Source organism: Mesorhizobium sp. M0040 (assembly GCF_040323505.1).
Classification (GTDB): domain Bacteria; phylum Pseudomonadota; class Alphaproteobacteria; order Rhizobiales; family Rhizobiaceae; genus Mesorhizobium.
Genome location: NZ_JAMYVA010000037.1, coordinates 33,084 through 54,682 on the forward strand (window position 1 = coordinate 33,084; position 21,599 = coordinate 54,682).

The following is a 21,599-nucleotide window of genomic DNA, read 5'->3' on the forward strand; positions in this document are numbered from 1 at the left end:
GCAAGGCAGCAGGCACAATTGCAAAGCAGCAGGCCAAGACCGCCTGCTCCAACAGCGAAATGGAACCATCATGCCGATCCTGAACCGAGCCGCCGAAATGCAGGACGAGGTGGCCGGCTGGCGCCGCCATTTGCACCAGACGCCGGAGCTGAATTTCGACGTCTTCAAGACCGCCGCTTTCGTCACCGAGAAGCTGAAGGCTTTCGGCTGCGACGATATCGTGACGGGTTTGGGCAAGACCGGCGTCGTCGGCATCATCCGCGGCCGCCACGGCGAAGGCTCGACCATCGGCCTGCGCGCCGACATGGATGCCCTGCCGCTCAACGAGATCACCGGCAAATCCTATGCTTCGACCGTCCCCGGCAAGATGCACGCCTGCGGTCATGACGGCCACACCGCGATGCTGTTGGGTGCCGCCAAATACCTCGCCGAAACGCGCAATTTCGCCGGCTCCGTCGCGGTCATCTTCCAGCCGGCCGAAGAGGGCGGCGGCGGCGGCAACGAGATGGTCAAGGACGGTATGATGGAGCGCTTCGGTATCTCCAAGGTGTTCGGCATGCACAACATGCCGGGCCTGCCGGTCGGTCAGTTCGCCATCAGGCCGGGTCCAATCATGGCGGCGACCGCCGAATTCACCATCACCGTCAAGGGCCGGGGCGGCCACGCGGCGATGCCGCACGGCACCATCGACCCGATCGTCATCACCAGCCAGCTTGTCGGCGCATTGCAGACGATCGCCTCGCGCAGCACCGATCCGGTCGAGGCGGTGGTCGTCTCGGTGACGAAATTCCACGCCGGCGACGCCTATAACGTCATTCCCGAGACGGCCGAGATCGCCGGCACCGTACGCACGCTGAAGAAGGAGGTCGCCAAGAAGGCCGAAGAGCGCATCCGCGCGCTTTGCCAAGGCCTGGGCGCTGCCTTCGGCGCGACAATCGAGGTTGATTACAATGCCAATTACCCCGTCACCTTCAACCATCCGGAAGAGACGGTCTTTGCCAGCGACATCGCGGCCGACGTCGCCGGCGACAGCCATGTGCACCGCGCGATCCAGCCGGTGATGGGCGGCGAGGATTTCTCCTACATGCTTGAAGCGCGGCCGGGCGCCTTCATCTTCATCGGCAATGGCGATACCGCCGGCCTGCACAACCCAGCCTACGACTTCAACGACGAGGTCATCCCGCACGGCATGAGCTATTGGGTGAAGCTGGCGGAAACGGCGCTGGCGGCGTAGCCGTTCGGCATCGGCGGTGCGGCAACCGCCGCACCTCTGGGCGGCAAAACCGGGCAGGACATGTTCTGCTGGTCACTTCCGGCCGGACGACTTCCGGGCAAGGCCGAAGGCAATGCCCAGAGCAATACCTATACCGATGCCCGCAACAATGTTGTCCAACACGACGCCGATAGCCACGCCGATCACGACGCCGAGTGTGAGGTGTTTGGCATCCATTATGCCCGGTCATGTAGCGTGGAAGGGAAGAGCCGCAACCGCTAAGGTCCGCTCTTCGGATCCTCGACCTCCAGCGCCTCCATGACCGGCGCCAGCTCATTGTCGTCGGCAGCCTGCGGCTCTTCGCCTGTCCTCGCCTTCGTCAGGGCTGCCTCGATCGCCTCCTGGATATTGCCGAGTTCGTCTTCGCGAACCTCGTGGCCATAGCCGGCAGCATCGGCATCCTGCTCGAATTGCTGCGCCAGGACGGCGACGCTCACCTCGCTCTCGGCGGGCAGATTGCCGACATTCTCCTGCAGCCACGTTTGAAAGAACTCTTTGGTGGCGCTCATGCGGTGTCTCCTTCGGGACACTAAAGCGCGCCGGCGTCCCGAAAGTTCCGCTATCCCGACCTCTTTGGGGCCTGCTCCCACATTCGGCCAGGCGGCGTTGGCGCCGCCTGGCCCGGCTGCTTACCGGCTGGCAGCAGTCGTCGGTTCGCACGACACGTTCGGGTTCATATCCGCGAACGCGCCGGTCGGGTTGCCCTTCCAGGCCCAGACATGCAGCTCATAGAACGGACCGAGGCCATAGCGATTGGGCGCGCTGTTGAAGTTGAACAGATGCCCATCGAGCGAGGCCGGGCCTTTCGAGGTGATGTATTCGACCGCGATCAGTTTTAGCGTGCCGTCGGCCATCGGCTCGTACATCACCGCTTCCGGCTTGGCGACATCGACAGCGTCGTCCTTGAGGTAGCCCGGATTGACGTAATGGATGCCCATGGCGCCGCCGGTGATGCCGCTGGCGCAGGGGATCGGCGCATAGCCCTCAGCGGTCGCCGCCGCCACATTCTCGAAGCGGCTGTTGGCGGCGCGTACCTTGTCGGCCAGCGGATTGGGACCGGACGCGGGCGCTGCCTGATGCGCCTGCGCCAACGCAGTGCAGGCCGACAGCAGCGCCGCGGCAGCGAGGAACTTGTTGCGAAAGTTGATTGTCATAGTCATTCCATTCTTCTTGAAAAGCACAGCCCGGCCGGCCGCCGGAGGTAAGGAGGTCCGGCAGGTGGGCGCTGTGGCTGTTGTTGCTGGGAGATCCCTGTCCCGATGCGACGAATGCAGGGGAAGATCATCCCTTCGGCAGATACGGGATGGTTCCGGCCAGATCGGAGTTGTCGATCAGCTGGAAACGGCTGTCGCTGCCGCCCTGACGGGCCGAAACGAACGGCGCGTAGGCAGGATCGTCGGTGAAGGCGCGCGCCGCGGCCTCGGTCGGGAACGCCATCAAGGCAATCAGCGTCGTGTCGAGCGGCTTGCCTTCGAGCGTCTTCACATTGCCGCTGCGCGACAGATATCTGCCGCCGTGCTTGTGAACGAGGTCGTGGACCGACGCGGCATAGGCCGGCATCCACTTCGGGTCTCTCACCTTGATGTCTGCGATAACGTAAGCGGTCATGGGTCATGTCTCCTGGTCGTGCACAGGGGTATCCCGTGCAGCGGCAGAGGGGTCGCATGGCAAGGGTCGCGCCAGCCAGTCCCCGATCTGTACTGGTGTGGTACAGTTTCTGTACTCGCCGTGCCGCGGGGGAAGGCCTATGATCCCGGCTGAGTTTGAGGGGAAGGCAACATCATGACCCAGTCCGGATACAAGCAGTTCTGCCCGCTATCGATGGCCGCCGAGGTGCTGTGCACCCGCTGGACCATGGTTCTGCTTCGCGAATTGGTGGCGGGCTCGACCCGTTTCAACGATCTGCGCCGCGGCGTCCCCAAAATGTCGCCGACCCTTCTGTCGCAACGCCTCAAGGAGCTCGAGCTGGCCGGGATCGTCGAGCGCAAGGAGGTGCGCGGCGAGAAAGGCATCTTCGAATACCGGATGACCGAGGCAGGCAGGGATCTGCGTTCCGTTGTCGAGGCGATGGGCTTTTGGGGGCAGAAATGGGTCGAGTCGCGGCTGTCGCTGAAGAACCTCGATCCGTCGCTGCTGATGTGGGACATGCGGCGCAACCTCAACGCGTCGCCGCTGCCCGACGGGCGCACGGTGATACAATTTCTGTATCAGGAGCTCCCCGCCTCGAAACGGTCGTGGTGGCTGATCGTCGAGAAGCACGGCGAGGTCGACCTCTGCTGGTACGACCCGGGCTTCGATGTCGATCTCTACGTCTCGACCGACCTGCACACGATGACCGAAATCTGGATGGGGCTGATCACCGTCGAGAAGGCCGGGCCGAAAGTCATCTTGACGGGCGACCAGGACATCGCCCGCAAAATGCAGACCTGGCTCGGCCTGAGCCCGTTCGCGGTCGAACCCAAGCGAGCGGCCTAGCTGCCTCTTGGCGAAACGATCCGAAGCGGTTATGTGTCGGGCGCGATGGTCCCGTAGCTCAGTAGGATAGAGCGGCAGATTCCTAATCTGTAGGTCACAGGTTCGATTCCTGTCGGGATCACCATGTTTTTCAAGTACTTAGCGCGAAATCGCCGTACTTTTTTTGCAGGATTTTTGCGAAATAAGTACGGCGAATTTCGCAGACCTTCAGACTTTGGGCACCCATATTCCAAGGGCGAAGCGGCCCAAAACCGCTGCGAAGCGCGGCGCTACGATGCCTAAATCGAGGTAGGTAATCGTTGTTCCCAATCAACTTGCCCGTTTTTCGACGCACCGAGACGACGGACGACAGCCGCTACCGACCGTCAGCGTCGACGTCTCCTTGGCGGCGCCGAAAGGTCTCGCTACTTCGTCGTTCAATCGAGACCGCGGCGAGTAAGAATGCGAACATCGGCATCATCGATCACGAGGTCGAACTCGACTCGTGTGTCCATCCGTCCCCTTAGGGCGGATTGTCCACCAAAGTCCGCATCATAGGGGGAATGGACGCGCCCGGTCTGGCGGCTAGAGGAACGGAACGCTATCATTTTATTGTATTAGTAATGACGCATGAAATGGCCTACAATTGACTCTACCCGGCAGCGCCACTGGCAGCCGGTAGGCCCGGCGGCCCGCTGGAACCCCCGATCGGCTGTCGGCCCGTCCCCATGAAAGTTACGTGCGGTGGCGACCAACGTGAGACGAGATCGAACCAACAACCCCGCAACCGGCATCAAGGGCAAGCGCCACGGGCCGCCGGCCAACGACGAAGCAGGATATTTCGAGTTCTGCCCCGTTTGTGGCCAGACGTTCGACAAGCGAAACCTTGGCGAGGTGCTGCATCACTGTCTCCCCGACCATGAGCCGTTGAACTCGATGAATAGGTGACTAGCGTTCGAACAGATGGTTTCGCTCATCCAAGATCGTGATCGGTTCCAACCAGACGATCTCAAAAGTGATTGCGGATGTGGTCGTTAAAGTAGCGGGCTTGGCGAAGGCTGCTTTGAACCCGGCAAAGGTCTCAGGTGGTACCCGGAACCATTGCACATTGAGCGGAATTGGCTGAAAGTGATCGAACCACAGGACAGGGATGTCGGACGGCCACCTATTCAAGGTGGCCGGGGCGCGGGTTAACGTGATTCGGGTCGATCGGCGGGACAGGGGGAGAAATGCACCCTTGGACGAAGGCTGAGCTTGCGGAGATCACCGGAGGCATATGGGAAGGCGAGTTGCCGGAAGCCTGGACGACCGACTGCATAGCCTTCTGCGACGCACTGATCGGCCCCGGCGCGCTCGTCATCCCGCGCGTTGGCACCTACCGTTACGGAGTACACCCCAGGAAGATCAGGCGCTTCAGGCGACAGGGGCTCGCGCTCCTCGCGGACCGAGAGTACCGGCCCAACTTCGAAGGCTTGCCGTTGCTCCGGGTGGCTTCGGTCCGCGTCGCCATGAAGTATCTCGCCGAGCGAGCGCGGTCTGCTTACGGCGGACGCCTGATCGCGGTTGGCGGCAGCGTCGGCAAGACGAGCACCACGGCGATGATCAACGTCATTCTCACCGCAGCTGGTTATCCACCTTTTCCGGGCGAAAACTTCAATACCGTCTCCGGCGTGCTCGGCCTGATCGCCAACCTTCCCCCTGATGGCATCCACGCTGTCGAGGTGTCGATTGGCTTTTTTCGGCGGCTCCTTGAGGTATCTGCGCTCAAGCCGCATGTCGCTCTTATCACGACGATCGGCGACGCCCATCTCGAAGAGTACGGCTCGCGTGAGGCCATCGCCAAGTTGAAAGCCCGCCTGTACGATGTCGCTGAGGGCGGCACTGCGATCATGCCTCGGGATTCCGAGCATTTCGAATATCTCCGAGCCCGCGCGCTGTCGTTCGGGGCGAAGGTCGTGTCCTTCGGTGGACATGCTAAGGCCGACTACCGGCTCGTGGACTATTCGCACGAAGATCAACTGGTGCGTGCGGTCCTGAAGGGCCGGGATTTCGCCTACAAGCTAGGTAATCCAGGGCGGCACATGGCAGTCAACAGCCTCAGCGCGCTGGCGGCTGTCGATTCGCTCGGCCTTGATCTGGGAGCTGCGACCAACGCGCTCGGGGAGGTGCAGGCCATCCACGGACGTGGCGAAGTCATACGCATCGCCCTCGCGTCCGGCGAGGTCCATGTCGTCGATGAGGCCTACAACGCGAATCCGACATCGGTGGCCGCCGTGCTGGCGGCACTCGCTGAGGGGAAGCGCGCAAGTGGGGGCCGAAAGCTTGCCCTTCTTGGCGACATGCGGGAACTCGGGCCACGATCGGCCGAATTTCACGCCGGTCTGGCGGAACCCGTTCTCGCGGCCGATCTGGATATGGTGATGACGGTTGGGACGCAGATGACATATCTCCGTCGTGCCCTGCCGGAGTACCTCCTCGGCCCACACTTCGCGACAGCAGACGATGTGTTGCCCGAGCTCGCCACTATCCTGCGCGCGAAGGACCGCCTTCTTGTGAAAGCTTCGAATGCCATGGGTCTGCATGAAGTTGTAACTCGCTTGCGCCGGCAATTTGGACGCTAGTCCGCCGCGATATACGTCGAATTTCGCTGTTTTTTTGGACCAAAGCAGAAAAATTGACCGGAGATCAGCTCCGCCCATGACTGGTTCCACAACCAAACAGTCTCAGGCACTTGGCGGAAAATTGTGCTTCGCCGCCTGATTCGATCTGTGCTGCCTCCGGGTGACCAGGGTAGCGCCGGCTGGACGCCGCCAACCGAAGAGCTGCGCACAGTCATGCCCCGCTCGGTCATTTCGGCCATGCATATAACGGCAGCCGCCGGGAATGGTTGGTTGGTCCGAGCCCAATGCAGCAACAACAAAGATTAGCCCTGTGCCGAGCACTGACATCAGCATTGCTTCAGCGAAGGAGCACTATTCCTAAGTCTCCAAGGCCTTTCGGCGGAGTCGCACCATACCAGTCCAGGGCCACACTCGAGTTGCCACTATAGAAAAATTGCCACGCAACAATCCAACCTGAGTTGGCAGTCGACTTCAGGTCTGTTGTCCCTCTCATCCGAAAACGATGATGGGGCAGGTAGATAGCCCCTTCAATTAAGTAGTTTTTGTTTCCGGACAATGAGACCGTGGGCACAGAGGGCGTAACTGTGCGTGACCCGAAGATAGCGATGCCAGCGTAAATGCCGCTCGTGGGAGCCGAAATCCTTACGCCACCTTTGCCTGCTGACTGAATAATGCTTGACTCGGAGTCAACGAATATCGTGACTTCGTCGCCCGAGAGATTCACATGGCTGCCGATGCTCACTGTTGCGTTCTGAAAATAGTGAACTCCGGGAGAAAGAACGACATTTCCATCGAGGACAATGTTTCCACAGAACACCCGGCCGGCCGGAATGGTAACATCGGTCAGCATCTGATCACTGTAGTCGCAGCCGTTCGGTGGAACGGGCTGCGGTAGATCGACAAGGGGGTCTGCAAGTTCGGGTTGGTTGGTTTTCGGGATGATGGTGTAACCGCCGCCTTGGTAATTGCCCACTATAGAGATTTTTCTGGCGACAATCTTTCCGGTTCCAACGTGCCTCAGTGCCCTTGGACTGGAGGAATTCACTTGGATACCGCAGTTTGGCACCGAAAGCCCCCCGGAACCCATTACCGTCAGCGCTCCATTTGAGGCAGGATCGAGGACATAGAAGCAATAATCCGGCGCGGCTTTTCGGGCCGTTGCCGCCGCGTGAAGGTTAATGCTCCGAATTCCAGCAAGACTCATGAAAGCGGTTGGCATTCCAGCTGAGATTTCAACCGCCGCCTCTCGCGTCCCAGCAGAAGGAGTGGTGATGCTCACCCCAACGACAGCGCCGGTCACGAAGGAGCCATTGGCCAGCGCCCAATTCTTCGCGGCCTGGACGGCTGCTTCGTTTCCTCCATCGCTCTCGACAGCAACAAGAGCCGCCGAATCGGCTATCTCCTGCAGCTTGGATCTCCAGGAAGCGGCGTTGGTAAAGTCAATGCTAAGGCCGAGGGCCAAGCCCAGTGGCACCACCATTAAGGCCATCGCGACGGCAAAGTTCCCCCGTTTTTCGGGCGGCAGATCTTGCAGTCTCCGCATCCAGAAGCCCTCTCTTAAGAGCAACTTAGACCGAAGATGGTTTAGAATTTACTAAATTAGAACAACAAAACGCAGCGGCAATTCACGCTCGGCAAAAAGGCGATGCAAGCTGTCTCGCTGCTCATTGAGCTGAGTGAAACGCGGCAGACCTTGAGGTCAGCGATGTGCTAATTCTCTACTTAAGGCCGAAGACTTGCTGAGCCTGGTCAGACTGCAACAAGTCGCGCGCCGAATGTCCGACACCCGGTAAAATCACGAGACGCCAATTGAAAGGCCACCCGTTAGCGGTCGCGACAGCTTGCGCCAGCTCAAAAGTGAACTGCCCCCGATCCAAACGCGTCTCTCCTTGGCGCATAGCAGCTGCGCTTTCGTTTAGATCGACATCGCCAGTGTCGTCTTCTCCAAGATAGATCGTTAGAGGCAAAGCCAGATAGGCCTTCAACTCCTGAGAGGCTTGATCCGGCGTATAGACGCAACCCGAGGAGAGACATCCCAGCCCGTAGGCTGCCGCCTCTGCTAGCGAGGGCAATACGTAGGTCGACGGATTGGCTACGACCACTCTCTTGGCATCCGACAAGGCAAATGCTGCAACACGCGACATGAATTGACCTCCCGCCGAGTGCCCAAAAAGGTAATACTGCGCAGTCGGCAGCCCCTCTCGGGCCCTCGCCCAGTTTACCAAGCCCTTCACGTACCAGACAGTCCACCTGTCCCGAGGTTGAATTGTGCCCGAGTTGACAATGCCTCCCCGCTGATAGCTCCAGCCTGGGAACCTTTCCAGGTCGAAAAGCGGCGCCATAACGATCAGGCAATTTCGATCCGCAAGAGGCTGCGCGTAGTCTCGGTAGGATTCGGCCGTTCGGCTTAGTCCATGGAACACGAACAGGATCGATGGACTGGCACAGTTCTTCGGATGATAGGTGTATACTGTCAACTTTATACCGTTAATAGTTGCTGAGGTCGTACCTTTGCCGACCTTCCAGGCAAGTACTTGGCCTGAATACGTCAGACTACAGCCTAAGACGACTGCCCCTAACAGACGGATTAGAAATCGCACCTGTCGCTCCCATGGACGATCCCGCAGGGATGACATATCCCATTAGCGGCAGCTAAACAAATCAAAACCGGCTGAGCAGTAAAGAGTTCGTTTCTCCACGTCTGGTCCTCGCAATGTTCGCAAGCGACGCCTCCGCGGCACCTCCTGCGTGACAGGGTATCGGCTCCTTGTTTTGTCGGCACGTATCGCTCGCGCCGCCATTGCGATCGAGGAACCCAGTGCAAATCCGCGTACGGCATACGCATGAGCTTCGGAGCCTCACGCCAGTGCAGGGATGGCCAATCTAAGGCATCTGTCTTGAACGGCTACGACAACATCGGCGAGTCCAGGCGACAACGCCAGCAACCGATCGATTGTCGCGCGACCGGCTGCTCCTCCCATTATCTTTGGTTGGTAGTCGAGGCGCGGATCTCTGTTTTGAACGTAAACTGGATAAATATCTAAACGGATCTGCTTCGCACTAAAGTGGAAGCAAGGGAGAATGGACTCCCCTTTGCTGTTTCCGGACCCAAATGCAAAATTGCCGACACTGTATAATATCGGCCGACCGTTATAAATCTCGATCGGCTGAAGGATGTGGGGATGATGGCCGATGACTGCGTCCGCACCCAGGTCGATAAATAGCCGTGCTTTCATGCGGTCTTGCTCGGTAGGTTGGCGCTGGTATGGCAAACCCCAATGTACCATCACGGCGATCCGATCGACCAGTGGACGAAGTTGGGCCAGATCACGCTCGATGAATTCGGGCACATCTTGTGCGGAGCCTGGAAGTTCGCCACGAGCCGCTGTTCGACGGTTCCAGTAATATCCGAGAAGTCCGATGCGGATATCTGCGCCATCAAAAATCGCGGGGTGGTAAGCAGAGCTCTGGTTCCTACCACCACCGTACGGTTGGATATACTGTCGCTCTAACGTGGCTAGCGTCTCAACCACGCCACCCCGACCGCAGTCTTGAATGTGGTTATTCGCGACAGTCATGGCAGCGAAGCCTGCACGACGTAAGACAGAGGCTGACTTGGGGTCGACTTTGTATGAGTAGTTCCGAGTGGTATCTGCTTTCTCAGAGATGGTGGAGAACGGCCCCTCAAGGTTTCCCGTTATCAAAGCGCAGCGTCTAAAGATCGGCCTGACCCAGGCGAAGGCATAGTCTGGGCCAAACCTGCGGATACGATGACGCATCCGCATCCCGGTCATCACATCTCCGACCGCCGCCAAATGGTACGGAGCGCTGGCGGACGAAGAGAGGAACTGTTCAAGTTGGTCCGGGTCGATGAGATCGATGTCATCCGGAATTATGACCTCTGAAAACTTCTCGCGAATTTTTACAACATGGCGCCGGACTTCTTCCGATTCACTGAGGCGGTAAAGGGGTGGCTGAACGGAGGGTGCCAACAATGTCTCAACCGCTGAAGAACTAAAGCCGATCCCACGCTTCTCAAAAACGCTTCGGATCAGTGTTTCGTAACGGCTGCTGAATCTCATTCGGTCTGCATGAAGCAAACACGAGGCAAAGCTCTTCGGAAGTGACCTGAGGGCGCGCGTTCGAATTCCGGAAGGAGCATACGGGCTATCAGAAAGTCGTCCCAGCGCCAAAAGGGCAGCTACAACTAACGAAATGCAAGTAAGTTCGTCTCCCGGAAAAGCCTTGTGTAGGTCCCACATTGTCGCCGCTATGACTTGCGCGACCAGCGCCTCCGGCGGTGGCATCTCGGCGTCGTCCATACGCGAATCATTGGCAAGAGTATCCGATGGTACGAACTCGGCATCATGACGGAGGTGCCAACACCATACGTAGGGAGTCGACAGCATCGCGGCCGCAAAGTATGCGCTCAAGGCGTACTCAAGGGGACCAGGCTTACTGAAACTGGCGCGCGGTGCATGCAGCCTGTCAGCTTGGATGTCAGCGGTATGGCGCACCACGTGAAACCCGAATGCCTGATATATGAAACTGGCATTGTGCGAGGGGTCGCACAGATAAGCACCGCCTGAAATTCGTGGAAGCCACCCTTCCGCTGTGACTGCACGCCCCGGGCCGAACAGCAATTCCCCACAGAGGGGGATCGAAAAATCATCGAGATTTTCGATTCTTGCTGGATATCGGTATTTGGTCCCTTTGACCGGCACCAACCTAAGCAGATCCCCGTTAACTCCCCCTTGTTTCGGCTGGTGCGCATTAACGATCGCTCTGACCTTCGGCAACGGGCCCTCGCCGAGTGAACGCAGCACTTCGTTCACTCGATGAGCTATCAAGGAGACGTGGTAGTAGACGTTGACCTGGCCGAAGCGTGCCGCGGCCTCACAACCTTCCTGTTCACCAAGAATTCCGCCGCCGAAAGGCTTGAAAACATAGTTACCTTGCTTGTCGGGCAGTGCTTCGCCCATCTCACCCGTGGGCCAGTGAACATCCGTGGCTGGATGACCGATTACGTCCACGTACCGCCCACGCAGCCCTTGCCTCCCCGTGTTTTGGCAAAGATAAGGCAGTTCGACCTCGGTTAAATGCACCCGGCCGCCAGTAAAATCTGAATCGCAACGCTCCCAGACGTAAACAGATCCAGTCGCCATCTTTTTCCCCAAAGCTACTGCTTCTTCTGCGAACGCTGAGACGCAAGAATTCACAAGTCTTGCGCTCCGCAATCCTGCGAACCTTTCGCCGACGGGTGCTGAAATTGATCGAAAGGACATGCCGTCGGTTGCCCTGAGGCCAACTCTCTACAGGGCGTGGAGATTGTCCTTCAACATGCTCTGAGGCCGCATTTTCGCTCCATGGTGGGAAGCTGGATCCGAGTCTGCAGCCCAGCTTCCGGCAGCGTTTTGGCCTCAATTCGCCTGCCCCTGATGGGGGCTACACAAATCAATCTCCTGACGAGGCACATCTATCCGATGCTTGCGACCGGCTTTTTCTTCTCTCCGCTTATTCGAACTGCCTTACTGAGGCCGCCTGCTGAACCGTTATTCTCACCCGATCCAGCGAGTTCTTGCCGAGCGCTCTCCAATGCCTTCGCCGCAGATCCCTCCTTAATCACCTTAAGTTCTTCCGCGACCATATTTGATTTTATGAGACGCCACTTGTCGAGGGAGGCGGCGCGCACGAAGCCGTAAGCCGATGGCATACGGACCATCAGCCAGCCTAGCTTCAACAATTCCTCCGTGAAGCCTCTCACGAACGCCGCCCCGCCGACACGCCGTCCGGTCAGGCGCCTGAATGTCTTGTACGACATTCTTGCACGGGTTCGCGGCTGTCCTGCTTTGTTTGTGGTGCGTTTCAAAGTCAAAGCAACGAGTGTCGCCGCATCACTTAGCGAAACACTCGGTGTTGCAATCGGCGAAACAGTGTTCATAACCTTACTCTCCTTAGCTTGAGCAGAATCGATAAACTCATCACTGCTATCGAACGTCGTTCGTCTCGGGCCGAACTGAAGGAAACGGGGCCACTTCATCGAACCAGCCATCCTTTTTTGCCAAATACGACATTGCCATTGCGTGCATGGCAGCCTTTATTTGCGGTGGCCGCGACTGAGACATAGATGCGAGGGGTTCCGCGGCTAGCTCACCAGATCTCGACAAAAGCGCCATTTTGGCACCCGATCCGTCAGTGCTCCATCTCAAAGTTAGAACCAAACCACCACTCTGTAGGTGCCGACGTAGGTCGGTATCAGTATCAGGCTCGGAACTGACCAATATTAGTCGTGTGATCGGCAAGGTCGACAGCGCACGGCGGGGCCATTCATCTTCGCTGTTGACAATGAAATAGCCCTGGTTTCCGCACTGCAACACTCGCTGGGCGAGATCTTCGAGAACTGTACCATTGTCTGCATCCGTTCGAGTCATCGAGACCGCACGGCAAGCACCCAGACAAAGACCGCTCGCCCAAAGTCTGTCCGGAGAGGCTGCATAAACCAGGGCTTCCAGGAACGGGTCTCTGGCCAGCATTTGCGGGGTTGTCCGCCGCCCAAATTCCTGGGGTACAGTGTTGATGTAAGCGCCTCTTTTCGACAAGAGACCAACTCTTCGCCCTTCCGCCTGGAACCGATGATCGATTGCTGTCGCCACCGCACCAGTGTGTCGATCGCCGATGACGAGTACGGTGGCAATTTCCGAAGAGCCCGGCTCATTGTACATATTGGCCAGGATTATCTCACTCACATCTCTCGAGGTCCCCGCTCGCGGCCAAAGATGAAACTCGATCCCCGGCCGTGCATTTACCTCGATGACAGTACACCCGACCTCTTTGTATGATCTTGCAATATCGGGCATGATGAGATCTATCCCGGCAATGTTAAGGCCGATGACTCTCACGATGCGCTCGCACAGTTGCCTGTTATCTGGATGAACGGAGTTTGTAACATCGACCGGGACGCCTCCACGGGCGAGGTGGCCGGTAGGTCGGAGAACCAAAGGCTGCCCGGAAATTGGGACGGACTCCAGCGTAAGACGACGCAAGGCTAGGTGCCGTAGCAGCTCATCGTCAATCTCTACAGGAGAAAGACGTCTCCCGTCTCTGTCGGGTTCTCGGTTCAAATCATGAATCAGGTCAACTATCGTTTTTTCACCGTCGCCAACGACTTGGGGGGGGCAACACATGACCGCCGCCACGAGATGATAGTCAACGACTGTCGCTCGAAATTCCGGGCCGGCGATGAACTGCTCAACCAAGACGCCAAACCGCTCTGACTGAGTGACGTCGTGCGCTATATCGAATGCAGCCTCAACTGCACGGCGTCCCCGCAGTTTAACCGAGACTCCCCGCCCCTGATTTCCCTGAACCGGTTTGACCACGACGGTCTTACCCAGCTGTTTGGCGGCAGCGACGGCCTCAGGTTTGGTGCGAACGGTAATCTGACGGGGTACTGGGATCCCCGCTTGCGCCAAAAGTCTGTTGCCCAGCCTTTTGTCCAAGGCCACCTTCGCCGACGCAAACGATGTAGAACCCGATATCGTCGAGAACAGCTGCTTCTGGTGCTTGCCTTGGCCAAGGCGAAGGTGGTTACGGGCAATGAATTCGAACGGGATGTGATTTCTCTTAGCTGCAGCTACAAGCACAGCGGTCGAATTTGAAAGACGTCGTCTCTTCGCCCTTTCCAGGTTTAGCTCCCGAGTCTGAGCGTATTTCGCTGCCCCGTCCTCGCCTCGCGCCGCCTCACCAATCGCGTCAACGACAGCCGAAGCAGCCGCGCGCGACATCTGCGGGTCATCCGACTCCCAAACGATTGCAAGATGGCTTTCGGACGGATCGCCTATTAGCGACGCCGTCGGCGAAAACGAATAGAAATTCATCGCGCGGCGAAGCTCAAGATCAGCGGACAGGATTGCGTCGGCAATGTAGCGAGGGACCAAAGCGTTTTGTGCACAACCGGGAAACATTTCGGACAGCGCTGAGCGAGCCAGCGCAGTAAAATCGGAGATGCAAGAAACCGCTAGCCGCCCGATATTCAGGGTTAATTTGACCACCGTGTTCGTGCTATGCACGTTAAGTCCCGATAGCACCTTAAAACTGACAATCTCAATTTGTCCAAACTCTTCAGATAGGCTGACCATAACCCCACTTTTGACCCCGGATGTTCACGCTCCGCCTGCTTTTCGACCGTCTCCCACAATACAGACTTCCTGACCACGCTTCCGCTGCAGCCACTTCAAATGCATCTCGAAACGGGCATCGCATCGATGGGCATGAGCGGCTTCGGCAAGACCCGATGTGAAGGGGCGAAGATGTGGCGCATTCCACCACATTTAAGCACGCTTTATCTCTGATCCCCCGCGTTCAGCCTAAACGCTACGGCCGCAGCATCCGGAAGTCGCGTTCTTATTCTCTTGAAAGACCAGTGGATTTCCCGCCGGCCTGATCCGGACAATGCAGCTGGATGGTATGTGGCCTCGCGGGGAGATGTCGTCATGCATTCGAATGGCAGAGATCCAGACATTATAGTGTTAATAGCCGTTAAAAGTCGTCAGCTTGGGTATGTATTTTAGGCATCTAATGCTATTTAGCTAATCATATTTATCTAATCATATTGGTTATTGGATAATCGATTGCAAACGGAGAGGAGTATAGAAAAGGGCTTAATCTTATACATAGAACAGAAAAGACTTCTAAATGCCATCCAAATGTAAGTTGGGGGGTTCATGTCCGTTTCAAGAATTAAGCGCGGGCGCCTGAAGAGAGCTAAACGAGCATTCGCCACCCGCCGGGTCGCCGCATCTCACATGCGCACACTCGTTACCGGACCTATACAGCCCGTCGCTGGCGATCTTGTTTTGGCGCGCGTTGATGAACTCGGCAATCACAGCAGACTGGAGCTCATCTGCGGGCGAAAGGCGATCATGTTTCGCGGAGATGAGATAATCCTCTGTTATGGAAACAGGTACGCTCCTGACCAGTTCGAGGCGGTAATAGGCCCCGATCTGGGGCCGTGCGACTTGGTAGCGGGGGGCGGCATCGCGGCATGTGAGCTTTCCAGGCATGCTCGCATGCTGGCGCCAACCAAGATCACCCCGCTCGGCCTGATTGGCGACAAGTTCGGCCGCCGGCTAAACGTGTGGGATTACAAGGTCAGCTCAGACGATTTACCCCCTTCTCTGCCGATTGTTCTGTCGCTTGGGACGTCAATGAACGCCGGCAAGACATTGACGGCAACGTCATTGGTCCGAGGGTTCAAAAAGGCGGGACTGAAGGTCGCGGCACTGAAAATTACAGGAACTGGCTCGGGTGGCGACACCTGGATTGTGCGGGATGCCGGAGCCGACATCGTTCTTGATTTCACAGATGCCGGATTTGCAACGACGTATTTAGCCCCGGTAGAGTTGATTGAGAAGGGTGCTTTCCGCCTACTGAACCATGCCGCTGAAAATGGATGTGACGTCGCTGTTATTGAGATTGCCGATGGGCTGCAGCAGAAGGAAACTTCCGAGCTAATTCTGGCTGAATCTTTTCGGAGCATGGCTCTTGGCGCGATTTTCGCTTCCTATGACGCGATGGGAGCAAAGTATGGAGTTGATACCCTCCGCGCTGCTGGCCACAAGGTACTTGCAATTAGTGGCAGGATCGGCCGATCGCCGCTCGGTGTGAGGGAGGCTGAAGAAGCCACTGGCCTGCATGTCTATTCCCCATGGGAGCTCCAGGATGGGGCACTCAGCCCCGTTCTAAAGGCTCGCGCTTCTGAAAAACTGGCTAACGGACAGGGCAATAATCCATATCTACGGCGTATTGCTGATTCCCCAAATCCAATGACGGCACTCGACCAGGGTCGAGCCTACTCTTCCCAGCTGCGAATTGATTTTTTGGGGAAGCTTGCGCACGAACTGGTTCAGGCAGAGTTGGGAGAAACACCTGGTCCGGGAAGGCCTGCCAGTGACAGCAGGGCGACATGGCCCAGTCCCTTTGGGAGCGTCTCGGTCACCTTACCCGAGTTGCTATCGCAAAGCTCGAACCCCGCGTTTATGTCGATCCAGGCGCCCGCTGAGTTGATAGAAGCGGCAGTGCTGGCAAAAACCCGTGGAGCCCTCAAGTCATCTCTGGGCAGCCTGGTCCAAGCCCTCGGGTGCCCTCCCCTGTCCGCCACCCAAATGTACAACCTCGTGAGCGGAGCTTGGTCGATGTTCGAGGCAGTTGATCACGATGAACGCCTTTGGGCAGCAAATCGGCTTCAGCCAAATGTTCTTGCGGGACCTGCTTTGAGCCCTCATGACGATTTGGATGGGATGATCATGAATTTCTCGGGAATTTTCAACGAGGACCCCGACCAGCATGCCCCGCTTGGACGGGCGTGAAAGACGGTGTCCTTGCTGAGAACACGAGGTAGGCGGCGGTACAGCGCCCCCCTCAGCGAAATGTGGCGAAGGTCGATACCTGGCCTTGCTGCGGTTGTGGGTTTTGGTGTCTGTATCAATGCGCTCCGATTTGCTGGGCCGCTTTATTTTATACAAATATTCGACCGGGTCATTTCCAGCCGCAGCGTGGAAACCCTCGTTATTCTGACCTTGGCCGCCTTGCTCGCTCTGGTAACCGGCGTCGTGCTGGAAGCCATTCGTCGTCGTATGCTTTCCCGCTGGAGCGTTTGGATCGAGCACCACTTGACCAGCCAGTCCGTGAAAGCCGGATTGACGGCAGGCGTCCCCAATCCGCCGCTTCTGACCAGCATCGAGAAAGTCTCCAGCTTTGTTGAGCGAGGGCTAGCTGCTTGGCTGGACGTGGTCTGGGCTCCCGTTTTCCTGTTATGTGTATACTTGATCCATCCTGTTCTCGGCCTGATCGCGTTGGCAGGCATGGCTTTGCTGACAGGTATGAGCCTGCTCAAAGAAAAGATCACACAAGAGCCCCGCCAAGCTGAACGTGAAGCTGCCAAGCAGGCGAAAGAGGTATTGATCTCAGCGGAAAGGCACAAAGACGTAGTCGGCGCCTTCGCAATGGCCGACGCGATCGCCGGTCGCTGGGGTAGGAACAGAGTAGATGGCTTTTTGCAGCGGGAGCGGCTTAATGCCAGAGGATCGAGCCTTGATGCAGCGATCCGGGCGCTGAACCGTTGCGTTTTCATAGTTCTATTGGCATCGGGCATCTGGCTGTTCCTGAACGATTCGGCGTCCCTCGGAGGCGTATTTGCAGCCCGGCTCATTGCCAGATTTGCTTACAGAATGGTGGAAAAGGCAGTTCGGGAGCTCAGAAGCCTCAGGGAAGCGCGGGAGGGATACTCTCAGATCAAGGCGGAGCTTGCCAAACCGTTGGACGTAGAGCCGTCCCTGCTTCCTGGAACGCCGCAAGGCTCGTTAGTTCTCGATCAAGTTACATTCAGGCATGCTGGATCGCGAGCAGACGTATTTAGGAAACTGTCGCTTTCTCTGGCTCCTGGGGAATTGCTGCTGGTCATAGGACGTGCAGCCACCGGCAAGACGACGCTTTCTCGTCTTCTCATTGGTTTGCTCAAGCCCCGCACCGGTCAGATCCGCTTGGGAGACATGGACATAACCAGGCTTCCGGATAATGTTAGAGTTGGAGGCATCGGCTATTTACCTCAGCACGTTGAACTTTTTGACGGAACCGTCGCGGAAAATATTGCACGTTTTCAACAAAGTTCTATCGATGACGTGGTTTCCGCAGCAAAAATAGCCGGAATACACGAAGTTATCATTCGTCTGGGCCAGGGTTATGACACTTTGCTTAACGACTCGGTCGGCCTGTCCGGGAGTGAACGGAAGCGAGTAGCCCTTGCCCGCGCGCTCTTTCGCGCGCCGAGACTTATTGTCTTGGACGAGCCATTCGCCAATTTGGACGCTGCCTCGAAGAAGACCCTCGAGTCGGCGGTTAGGCTTATGAAGGATGCGGGAAGCTCGGTAATTGTCACCATATCCGGACAGACCAACCGTCTTGCCGGATTAGTTGATAGGTCGCTGATCCTAGGAAGTCGATCGCCCGAGCTCACCGGAGGTTCCGTTCGTCCCGTTGCTTTCGGGAAAACTGAATTGCGGAGCGTTAAGTGATAGCTTCGCTCGCTCTTGGCACCAAACACCCCGGTACCCAGCGAGCCGAAGATCCGCCGCCGTTTGGTAGGCGTTTAGTGATCTCTGGTTTCGCGATTGTCGCTGCCTTCTCGACCCTGACCGGCATGTGGCTTGTCGCGGCACCTATCCAGGGTGCGGTCTTGGCCACCGGGGTGGTGAATGTCGCGTCAAACGTAAAGACAGTTCAGCACCTCGAAGGCGGCATCATATCAGAGATATTGGCTCAAGAAGGAGATCGCGTGTCGCCAGGCCAGGTGTTGATACGATTGCAAAACACCGCTTCGGCGGCTGCTGCAAATGAAATCAAGGCGCAGTGGTACGAGGCGAAGGCTACGGAAGCGCGCTTGGTCGCGGAACGAGATGGAAAGGACTCGATCGAAATTCCGCCTGAATTGAAAGCGTCCGGCAAATTGGCAGCGGATGCTGTTTCCGGGCAGGAGAGTGTCTTTCGGACACGTCAAAACCTCTTCAGAGAGCAGCTCTCCCTGCTGCAGCAAGCAACCGGAAGCATGGCGAAGGAGATAGAGGGTTTTGAAGGGCAAGTGGTAGCGGCTACCCGGAAGCTCGAGCTGATCGAGGAGCAATTAGGTGATGTGCGCAGCCTGTACGAAAGGAAGTTGGTAGTCAGGACGCGCCTTGTAGATTTGGAAAGAGAAAAGGCGGACGTGGGAGGTGCCCTAAGCGGGTATGTAGCGTCGATCGGCGCGACCCAGCAAAAGATGGAGGAGACGAAATTCAAGATTGCCGAACTTAGCGCCTCGACGACGGCCGATATCGTCGAGACACTAGGAGAAACCCGCGCCAAAATATACGAATACGAGCAGCGAATGGCCGCTGCTGATGACGTGGCGACGCGTACCGAGATACGTGCTCCTATCGGAGGCACCATAGTGGGACTTAAGGTCCACACGAATGGAGGGGTCGTAACGGCGGGAGAGCCGCTGATGGACATCGTCCCTCAGGAGGATAGCTTCGTTGTTGTGGCAAACGTTGACCCCCTCGACGTCGATCAGGTGAAAGTGGGACTGCACGCGACGGTGTGGCTTAGCGCTGTGAACAGACGTTACCAGCAACCGATGAGCGGTGACGTTCGCACTCTTTCAGCTGACCGGCTAATTGACCCTCGGACCGGTCAGGGTTTTTATTCAGTCCGAATTGTTCTGAGGCCGGAGTCTTTGAAGCCTGGAGCATTGCAAGCTGGAATGGGCACACAGGTCATGATCGAAACTGGAGCGAGGTCAGCATGGGAGTATCTCAGCGCGCCGGTCTATGCCGCTATGGGACGTGCTCTTCGTGAATAAAGAGAACGAGCAATAGACAAAGACTTTTACGCTCCCGTTCGAGTATAATTGGGGGCGAGTATCGAGTATTATGTCTTCTTCCAGATTCGCGGCCACCAGTCGACGCGTCGCCGCCGCTCGGCCCTGTCGACGCCGCGCATGCGCAGGCCGAACTCGACATTCTCGCGCACGGTGAGGAATGGAAACAGCGCCAAGCTCTGCCAGGCCATCGGCGTATCCCGCTGCCAGGTGACGGCTTTCGTCGATCAGCACGGCCATTGAACACCAAGTGCCTGGATCGCTGCCATTCGAATGCACGACGACATCGCTCCCGACAGCCACATATCATCCAACTGAAACGCAATTTGTATTTCATTTCTTTGATTAAGGTCATCTCAATAAGGGTGGAAACCATGGCCAGCAACGCCAAACTCGCTGAATCAGCTCGCGAAACGCCAAAGCTTAACATGAAACCGATCGAGGAGATTGACAGCAAGCAAATCTCCACGGCAATCCGACAAAATCGGCCGTTTGTTGTTCGAGGCTGGGTTGCAGCCTCCGACGGTTGGGGATTGGATGACCCCAAATGGGCGCGGCATACCGGGCAGGTTACGGTGGTTCCAGGGGACGAGACCACGGTTTCCGCTGCATCCTATGTCTTACGCAAGAGCGGGATGACACACGAAATGACCTTCCGTGAGTTGTTCGAGCGGATCCTAGGCCAGGGGGAATGGCAACCGCTGATCGATGCAAACGAGCGCTACTACATGTTTGGTGGGAAAGTCCCGAGCAGTCTTCTGGAGGCATTGCCTTGGCCAAGCGACCTGGAGTTCGTTGGCTCGTCTCCCTATGTTGCTTCCGAAGGGGTTACCGCCAAGGCGCATTATGATCATTGGTACGCATTCCTGGTGCAGCTACACGGGACAAAAGCCGTAAAAATGTTCCCCCCTTGGGATTATAGTTTCATCTATCCGCAGCATGAAAAGACGGCCGACAAGCCCAGGCGGGCGCTTGTGGATTTGAATAATCCCGATTTTGACCAGTTCCCGTTGTTGAATCAACTGCATGGAGAGATTGCCGTACTGAATGCAGGTGACGTTTTGTATATGCCAGTCGATTGGTGGCATGAGGTTGAAACCGAGGGATTCTCTGTCAGCATCAACCGGCGTTTGAGACGGAGTGCGCTGGACTGGGCCGGCGCTCTGCTTGTATTCGGCTATCAGGTCCTGCAAGGCGCATACCGTTACGGCATCGAACCGATCCCCACCGACGAAATTAAGACTCTGGCCCAGCATGCCTATGTTGAGTGGAAGAGCGACACCGGCAAAACCGAATACGATCAATGGTGCGCATTCCTGGCGCAGTTGGGGCGGGACCAAGCAAAGGCGTTGCGGATCCCCGAAGATCTCGGAGTCCTCATGGCGCGGTGGTTTCAGACCGAGCAAGACCTAACGAAGGCAGAGTTTGAGGCGCTCTCGCATCCCGCGGTTGGACTACCTGTTCGGCAGTGACCTGCATCCCGGATTTCTGACCATTCTGAGCTGGAATTTTCCACTGAGTTGAAGTTTTCGGAGGTGCAGATCGCCTTCATCCTGCGACAAGCTGAGGAGGGGACGGCGGTTACGCGATGGTTTGGCTGAGCGCTGTGAGCAGACGTTACCAGCAAGCGATGAGCGGCGACATGCGCACTCTTTCAGCTGACCAACTGATTGATCCTCGGACCGGTCAAACTTTCTATTCAGTTCGAATTGTTCTGAGACCGGAGTCTTTGAAAGCGTACGCATCCGGTGAAGACCGCAGACGTGCGCATCCGGCAGCCAGGAGAACCTGAGCACCGGAGTGCTGGGGTCAAGCTTTCTTTGGGGAGACGCGATGATAT

At 57.3% G+C, this 21,599-nt stretch carries 18 protein-coding genes and 1 tRNA gene; 9 read left to right on the forward strand and 10 right to left on the reverse strand.

Annotated elements, in window-relative coordinates; genetic code table 11:
- The first annotated feature begins 70 nt into the window (after positions 1-70).
- The gene (locus tag NKJ91_RS24705) at positions 71-1,234 is read left to right on the forward strand and encodes a M20 aminoacylase family protein (RefSeq protein ID WP_352451192.1); all 1,164 of its coding nucleotides are present in this window, start codon (positions 71-73) and stop codon (positions 1,232-1,234) included.
- A 72-nt stretch (positions 1,235-1,306) separates the two neighbouring features.
- Here NKJ91_RS24705 and NKJ91_RS24710 read toward each other — a convergent pair whose 3' ends face one another.
- From NKJ91_RS24710 to NKJ91_RS24725, 4 genes are all read right to left on the reverse strand, one after another.
- On the reverse strand, positions 1,307-1,450 hold the full coding sequence (locus NKJ91_RS24710; protein ID WP_198023575.1) for a glycine zipper domain-containing protein: 144 nt from the start codon (positions 1,448-1,450) through the stop codon (positions 1,307-1,309).
- 41 nt (positions 1,451-1,491) lie between these two features.
- Positions 1,492-1,782, reverse strand: coding sequence for a hypothetical protein (locus NKJ91_RS24715; protein ID WP_352457623.1), 291 nt, complete (start codon positions 1,780-1,782; stop codon positions 1,492-1,494).
- Positions 1,783-1,902: 120 nt separating this feature from the next.
- Complete coding sequence (locus NKJ91_RS24720; RefSeq protein WP_352489378.1) at positions 1,903-2,427, reverse strand: hypothetical protein; 525 nt, start codon at positions 2,425-2,427, stop codon at positions 1,903-1,905.
- Between the two features lie 127 nt (positions 2,428-2,554).
- The gene (locus tag NKJ91_RS24725; protein WP_023677873.1) at positions 2,555-2,881 is read right to left on the reverse strand and encodes a DUF1330 domain-containing protein; all 327 of its coding nucleotides are present in this window, start codon (positions 2,879-2,881) and stop codon (positions 2,555-2,557) included.
- A 174-nt stretch (positions 2,882-3,055) separates the two neighbouring features.
- Between NKJ91_RS24725 and NKJ91_RS24730 the strand changes: the two genes are divergently transcribed.
- The 3 genes from NKJ91_RS24730 (at position 3,056) to NKJ91_RS24740 (ending at position 6,348) form a co-directional block, all read left to right on the forward strand.
- Positions 3,056-3,748: a winged helix-turn-helix transcriptional regulator gene (locus tag NKJ91_RS24730; protein ID WP_352457625.1), complete on the forward strand. Its 693-nt coding sequence runs from the start codon at positions 3,056-3,058 to the stop codon at positions 3,746-3,748.
- Between the two features lie 47 nt (positions 3,749-3,795).
- A tRNA-Arg gene (locus NKJ91_RS24735) sits at positions 3,796-3,872 on the forward strand.
- Positions 3,873-4,956: 1,084 nt separating this feature from the next.
- Positions 4,957-6,348, forward strand: coding sequence for a UDP-N-acetylmuramoyl-tripeptide--D-alanyl-D-alanine ligase (locus NKJ91_RS24740; protein ID WP_352457626.1), 1,392 nt, complete (start codon positions 4,957-4,959; stop codon positions 6,346-6,348).
- A gap of 337 nt (positions 6,349-6,685) precedes the next feature.
- Here NKJ91_RS24740 and NKJ91_RS24745 read toward each other — a convergent pair whose 3' ends face one another.
- The 5 genes from NKJ91_RS24745 to NKJ91_RS24765 all read right to left on the reverse strand — a co-directional run bounded on the left by NKJ91_RS24745 (position 6,686) and on the right by NKJ91_RS24765 (position 14,486).
- On the reverse strand, positions 6,686-7,891 hold the full coding sequence (locus tag NKJ91_RS24745) for a TadE/TadG family type IV pilus assembly protein (protein ID WP_352457627.1): 1,206 nt from the start codon (positions 7,889-7,891) through the stop codon (positions 6,686-6,688).
- Between the two features lie 175 nt (positions 7,892-8,066).
- Positions 8,067-8,492 carry a hypothetical protein gene (locus NKJ91_RS24750; RefSeq protein WP_352451186.1) on the reverse strand — a complete coding sequence of 142 codons (426 nt, stop codon included), beginning with the start codon at positions 8,490-8,492 and terminating at the stop codon, positions 8,067-8,069.
- 714 nt (positions 8,493-9,206) lie between these two features.
- Positions 9,207-11,513 carry a CapA family protein gene (locus NKJ91_RS24755; RefSeq protein ID WP_352457628.1) on the reverse strand — a complete coding sequence of 769 codons (2,307 nt, stop codon included), beginning with the start codon at positions 11,511-11,513 and terminating at the stop codon, positions 9,207-9,209.
- Between the two features lie 311 nt (positions 11,514-11,824).
- A complete protein-coding gene (locus tag NKJ91_RS24760; RefSeq protein ID WP_352457629.1) occupies positions 11,825-12,289 on the reverse strand; it encodes a hypothetical protein in 465 nt (154 codons plus the stop codon).
- Positions 12,290-12,335: 46 nt separating this feature from the next.
- Positions 12,336-14,486, reverse strand: coding sequence for an ATP-grasp domain-containing protein (locus NKJ91_RS24765; protein WP_352457630.1), 2,151 nt, complete (start codon positions 14,484-14,486; stop codon positions 12,336-12,338).
- Between the two features lie 585 nt (positions 14,487-15,071).
- Between NKJ91_RS24765 and NKJ91_RS24770 the strand changes: the two genes are divergently transcribed.
- The 3 genes from NKJ91_RS24770 to NKJ91_RS24780 all read left to right on the forward strand — a co-directional run bounded on the left by NKJ91_RS24770 (position 15,072) and on the right by NKJ91_RS24780 (position 19,741).
- Positions 15,072-16,715, forward strand: coding sequence for a hypothetical protein (locus NKJ91_RS24770; RefSeq protein WP_352457631.1), 1,644 nt, complete (start codon positions 15,072-15,074; stop codon positions 16,713-16,715).
- A 186-nt stretch (positions 16,716-16,901) separates the two neighbouring features.
- Entirely contained in the window at positions 16,902-18,419 is a 1,518-nt protein-coding gene (locus NKJ91_RS24775) for an ATP-binding cassette domain-containing protein (RefSeq protein WP_352457632.1), read from the forward strand.
- The gene (locus NKJ91_RS24780; RefSeq protein ID WP_352457633.1) at positions 18,416-19,741 is read left to right on the forward strand and encodes an HlyD family type I secretion periplasmic adaptor subunit; all 1,326 of its coding nucleotides are present in this window, start codon (positions 18,416-18,418) and stop codon (positions 19,739-19,741) included. Before NKJ91_RS24775 ends, NKJ91_RS24780 begins: the two co-directional genes overlap by 4 nt.
- Positions 19,742-19,809: 68 nt before the next feature.
- Here NKJ91_RS24780 and NKJ91_RS24785 read toward each other — a convergent pair whose 3' ends face one another.
- Entirely contained in the window at positions 19,810-19,950 is a 141-nt protein-coding gene (locus tag NKJ91_RS24785; protein ID WP_352457634.1) for a hypothetical protein, read from the reverse strand.
- A 183-nt stretch (positions 19,951-20,133) separates the two neighbouring features.
- Between NKJ91_RS24785 and NKJ91_RS24790 the strand changes: the two genes are divergently transcribed.
- Both NKJ91_RS24790 and NKJ91_RS33865 read left to right on the forward strand, forming a co-directional pair.
- Positions 20,134-21,231, forward strand: coding sequence for a cupin-like domain-containing protein (locus NKJ91_RS24790; protein WP_352457635.1), 1,098 nt, complete (start codon positions 20,134-20,136; stop codon positions 21,229-21,231).
- A 116-nt stretch (positions 21,232-21,347) separates the two neighbouring features.
- Entirely contained in the window at positions 21,348-21,551 is a 204-nt protein-coding gene (locus NKJ91_RS33865; protein ID WP_502903631.1) for a beta-barrel domain-containing protein, read from the forward strand.
- The last annotated feature ends 48 nt before the right edge of the window (positions 21,552-21,599 follow it).

Coding starts and splice junctions, on each gene's coding strand:
- NKJ91_RS24770 (WP_352457631.1), top strand. CDS start 15,072: ATGTCCGTTTCAAGAATTAAGCGCGGGCGCCTGAAGAGAGCTAAACGA.
- NKJ91_RS24760 (WP_352457629.1), bottom strand. CDS start 12,289: ATGAACACTGTTTCGCCGATTGCAACACCGAGTGTTTCGCTAAGTGAT.
- NKJ91_RS24745 (WP_352457627.1), bottom strand. CDS start 7,891: ATGCGGAGACTGCAAGATCTGCCGCCCGAAAAACGGGGGAACTTTGCC.
- NKJ91_RS24765 (WP_352457630.1), bottom strand. CDS start 14,486: ATGGTCAGCCTATCTGAAGAGTTTGGACAAATTGAGATTGTCAGTTTT.
- NKJ91_RS24725 (WP_023677873.1), bottom strand. CDS start 2,881: ATGACCGCTTACGTTATCGCAGACATCAAGGTGAGAGACCCGAAGTGG.
- NKJ91_RS24750 (WP_352451186.1), bottom strand. CDS start 8,492: ATGTCGCGTGTTGCAGCATTTGCCTTGTCGGATGCCAAGAGAGTGGTC.
- NKJ91_RS24790 (WP_352457635.1), top strand. CDS start 20,134: ATGGCCAGCAACGCCAAACTCGCTGAATCAGCTCGCGAAACGCCAAAG.
- NKJ91_RS24755 (WP_352457628.1), bottom strand. CDS start 11,513: ATGGCGACTGGATCTGTTTACGTCTGGGAGCGTTGCGATTCAGATTTT.
- NKJ91_RS24785 (WP_352457634.1), bottom strand. CDS start 19,950: ATGGCCTGGCAGAGCTTGGCGCTGTTTCCATTCCTCACCGTGCGCGAG.
- NKJ91_RS24720 (WP_352489378.1), bottom strand. CDS start 2,427: ATGACAATCAACTTTCGCAACAAGTTCCTCGCTGCCGCGGCGCTGCTG.
- NKJ91_RS24710 (WP_198023575.1), bottom strand. CDS start 1,450: ATGGATGCCAAACACCTCACACTCGGCGTCGTGATCGGCGTGGCTATC.
- NKJ91_RS24740 (WP_352457626.1), top strand. CDS start 4,957: ATGCACCCTTGGACGAAGGCTGAGCTTGCGGAGATCACCGGAGGCATA.
- NKJ91_RS24730 (WP_352457625.1), top strand. CDS start 3,056: ATGACCCAGTCCGGATACAAGCAGTTCTGCCCGCTATCGATGGCCGCC.
- NKJ91_RS24715 (WP_352457623.1), bottom strand. CDS start 1,782: ATGAGCGCCACCAAAGAGTTCTTTCAAACGTGGCTGCAGGAGAATGTC.
- NKJ91_RS24705 (WP_352451192.1), top strand. CDS start 71: ATGCCGATCCTGAACCGAGCCGCCGAAATGCAGGACGAGGTGGCCGGC.
- NKJ91_RS33865 (WP_502903631.1), top strand. CDS start 21,348: ATGGTTTGGCTGAGCGCTGTGAGCAGACGTTACCAGCAAGCGATGAGC.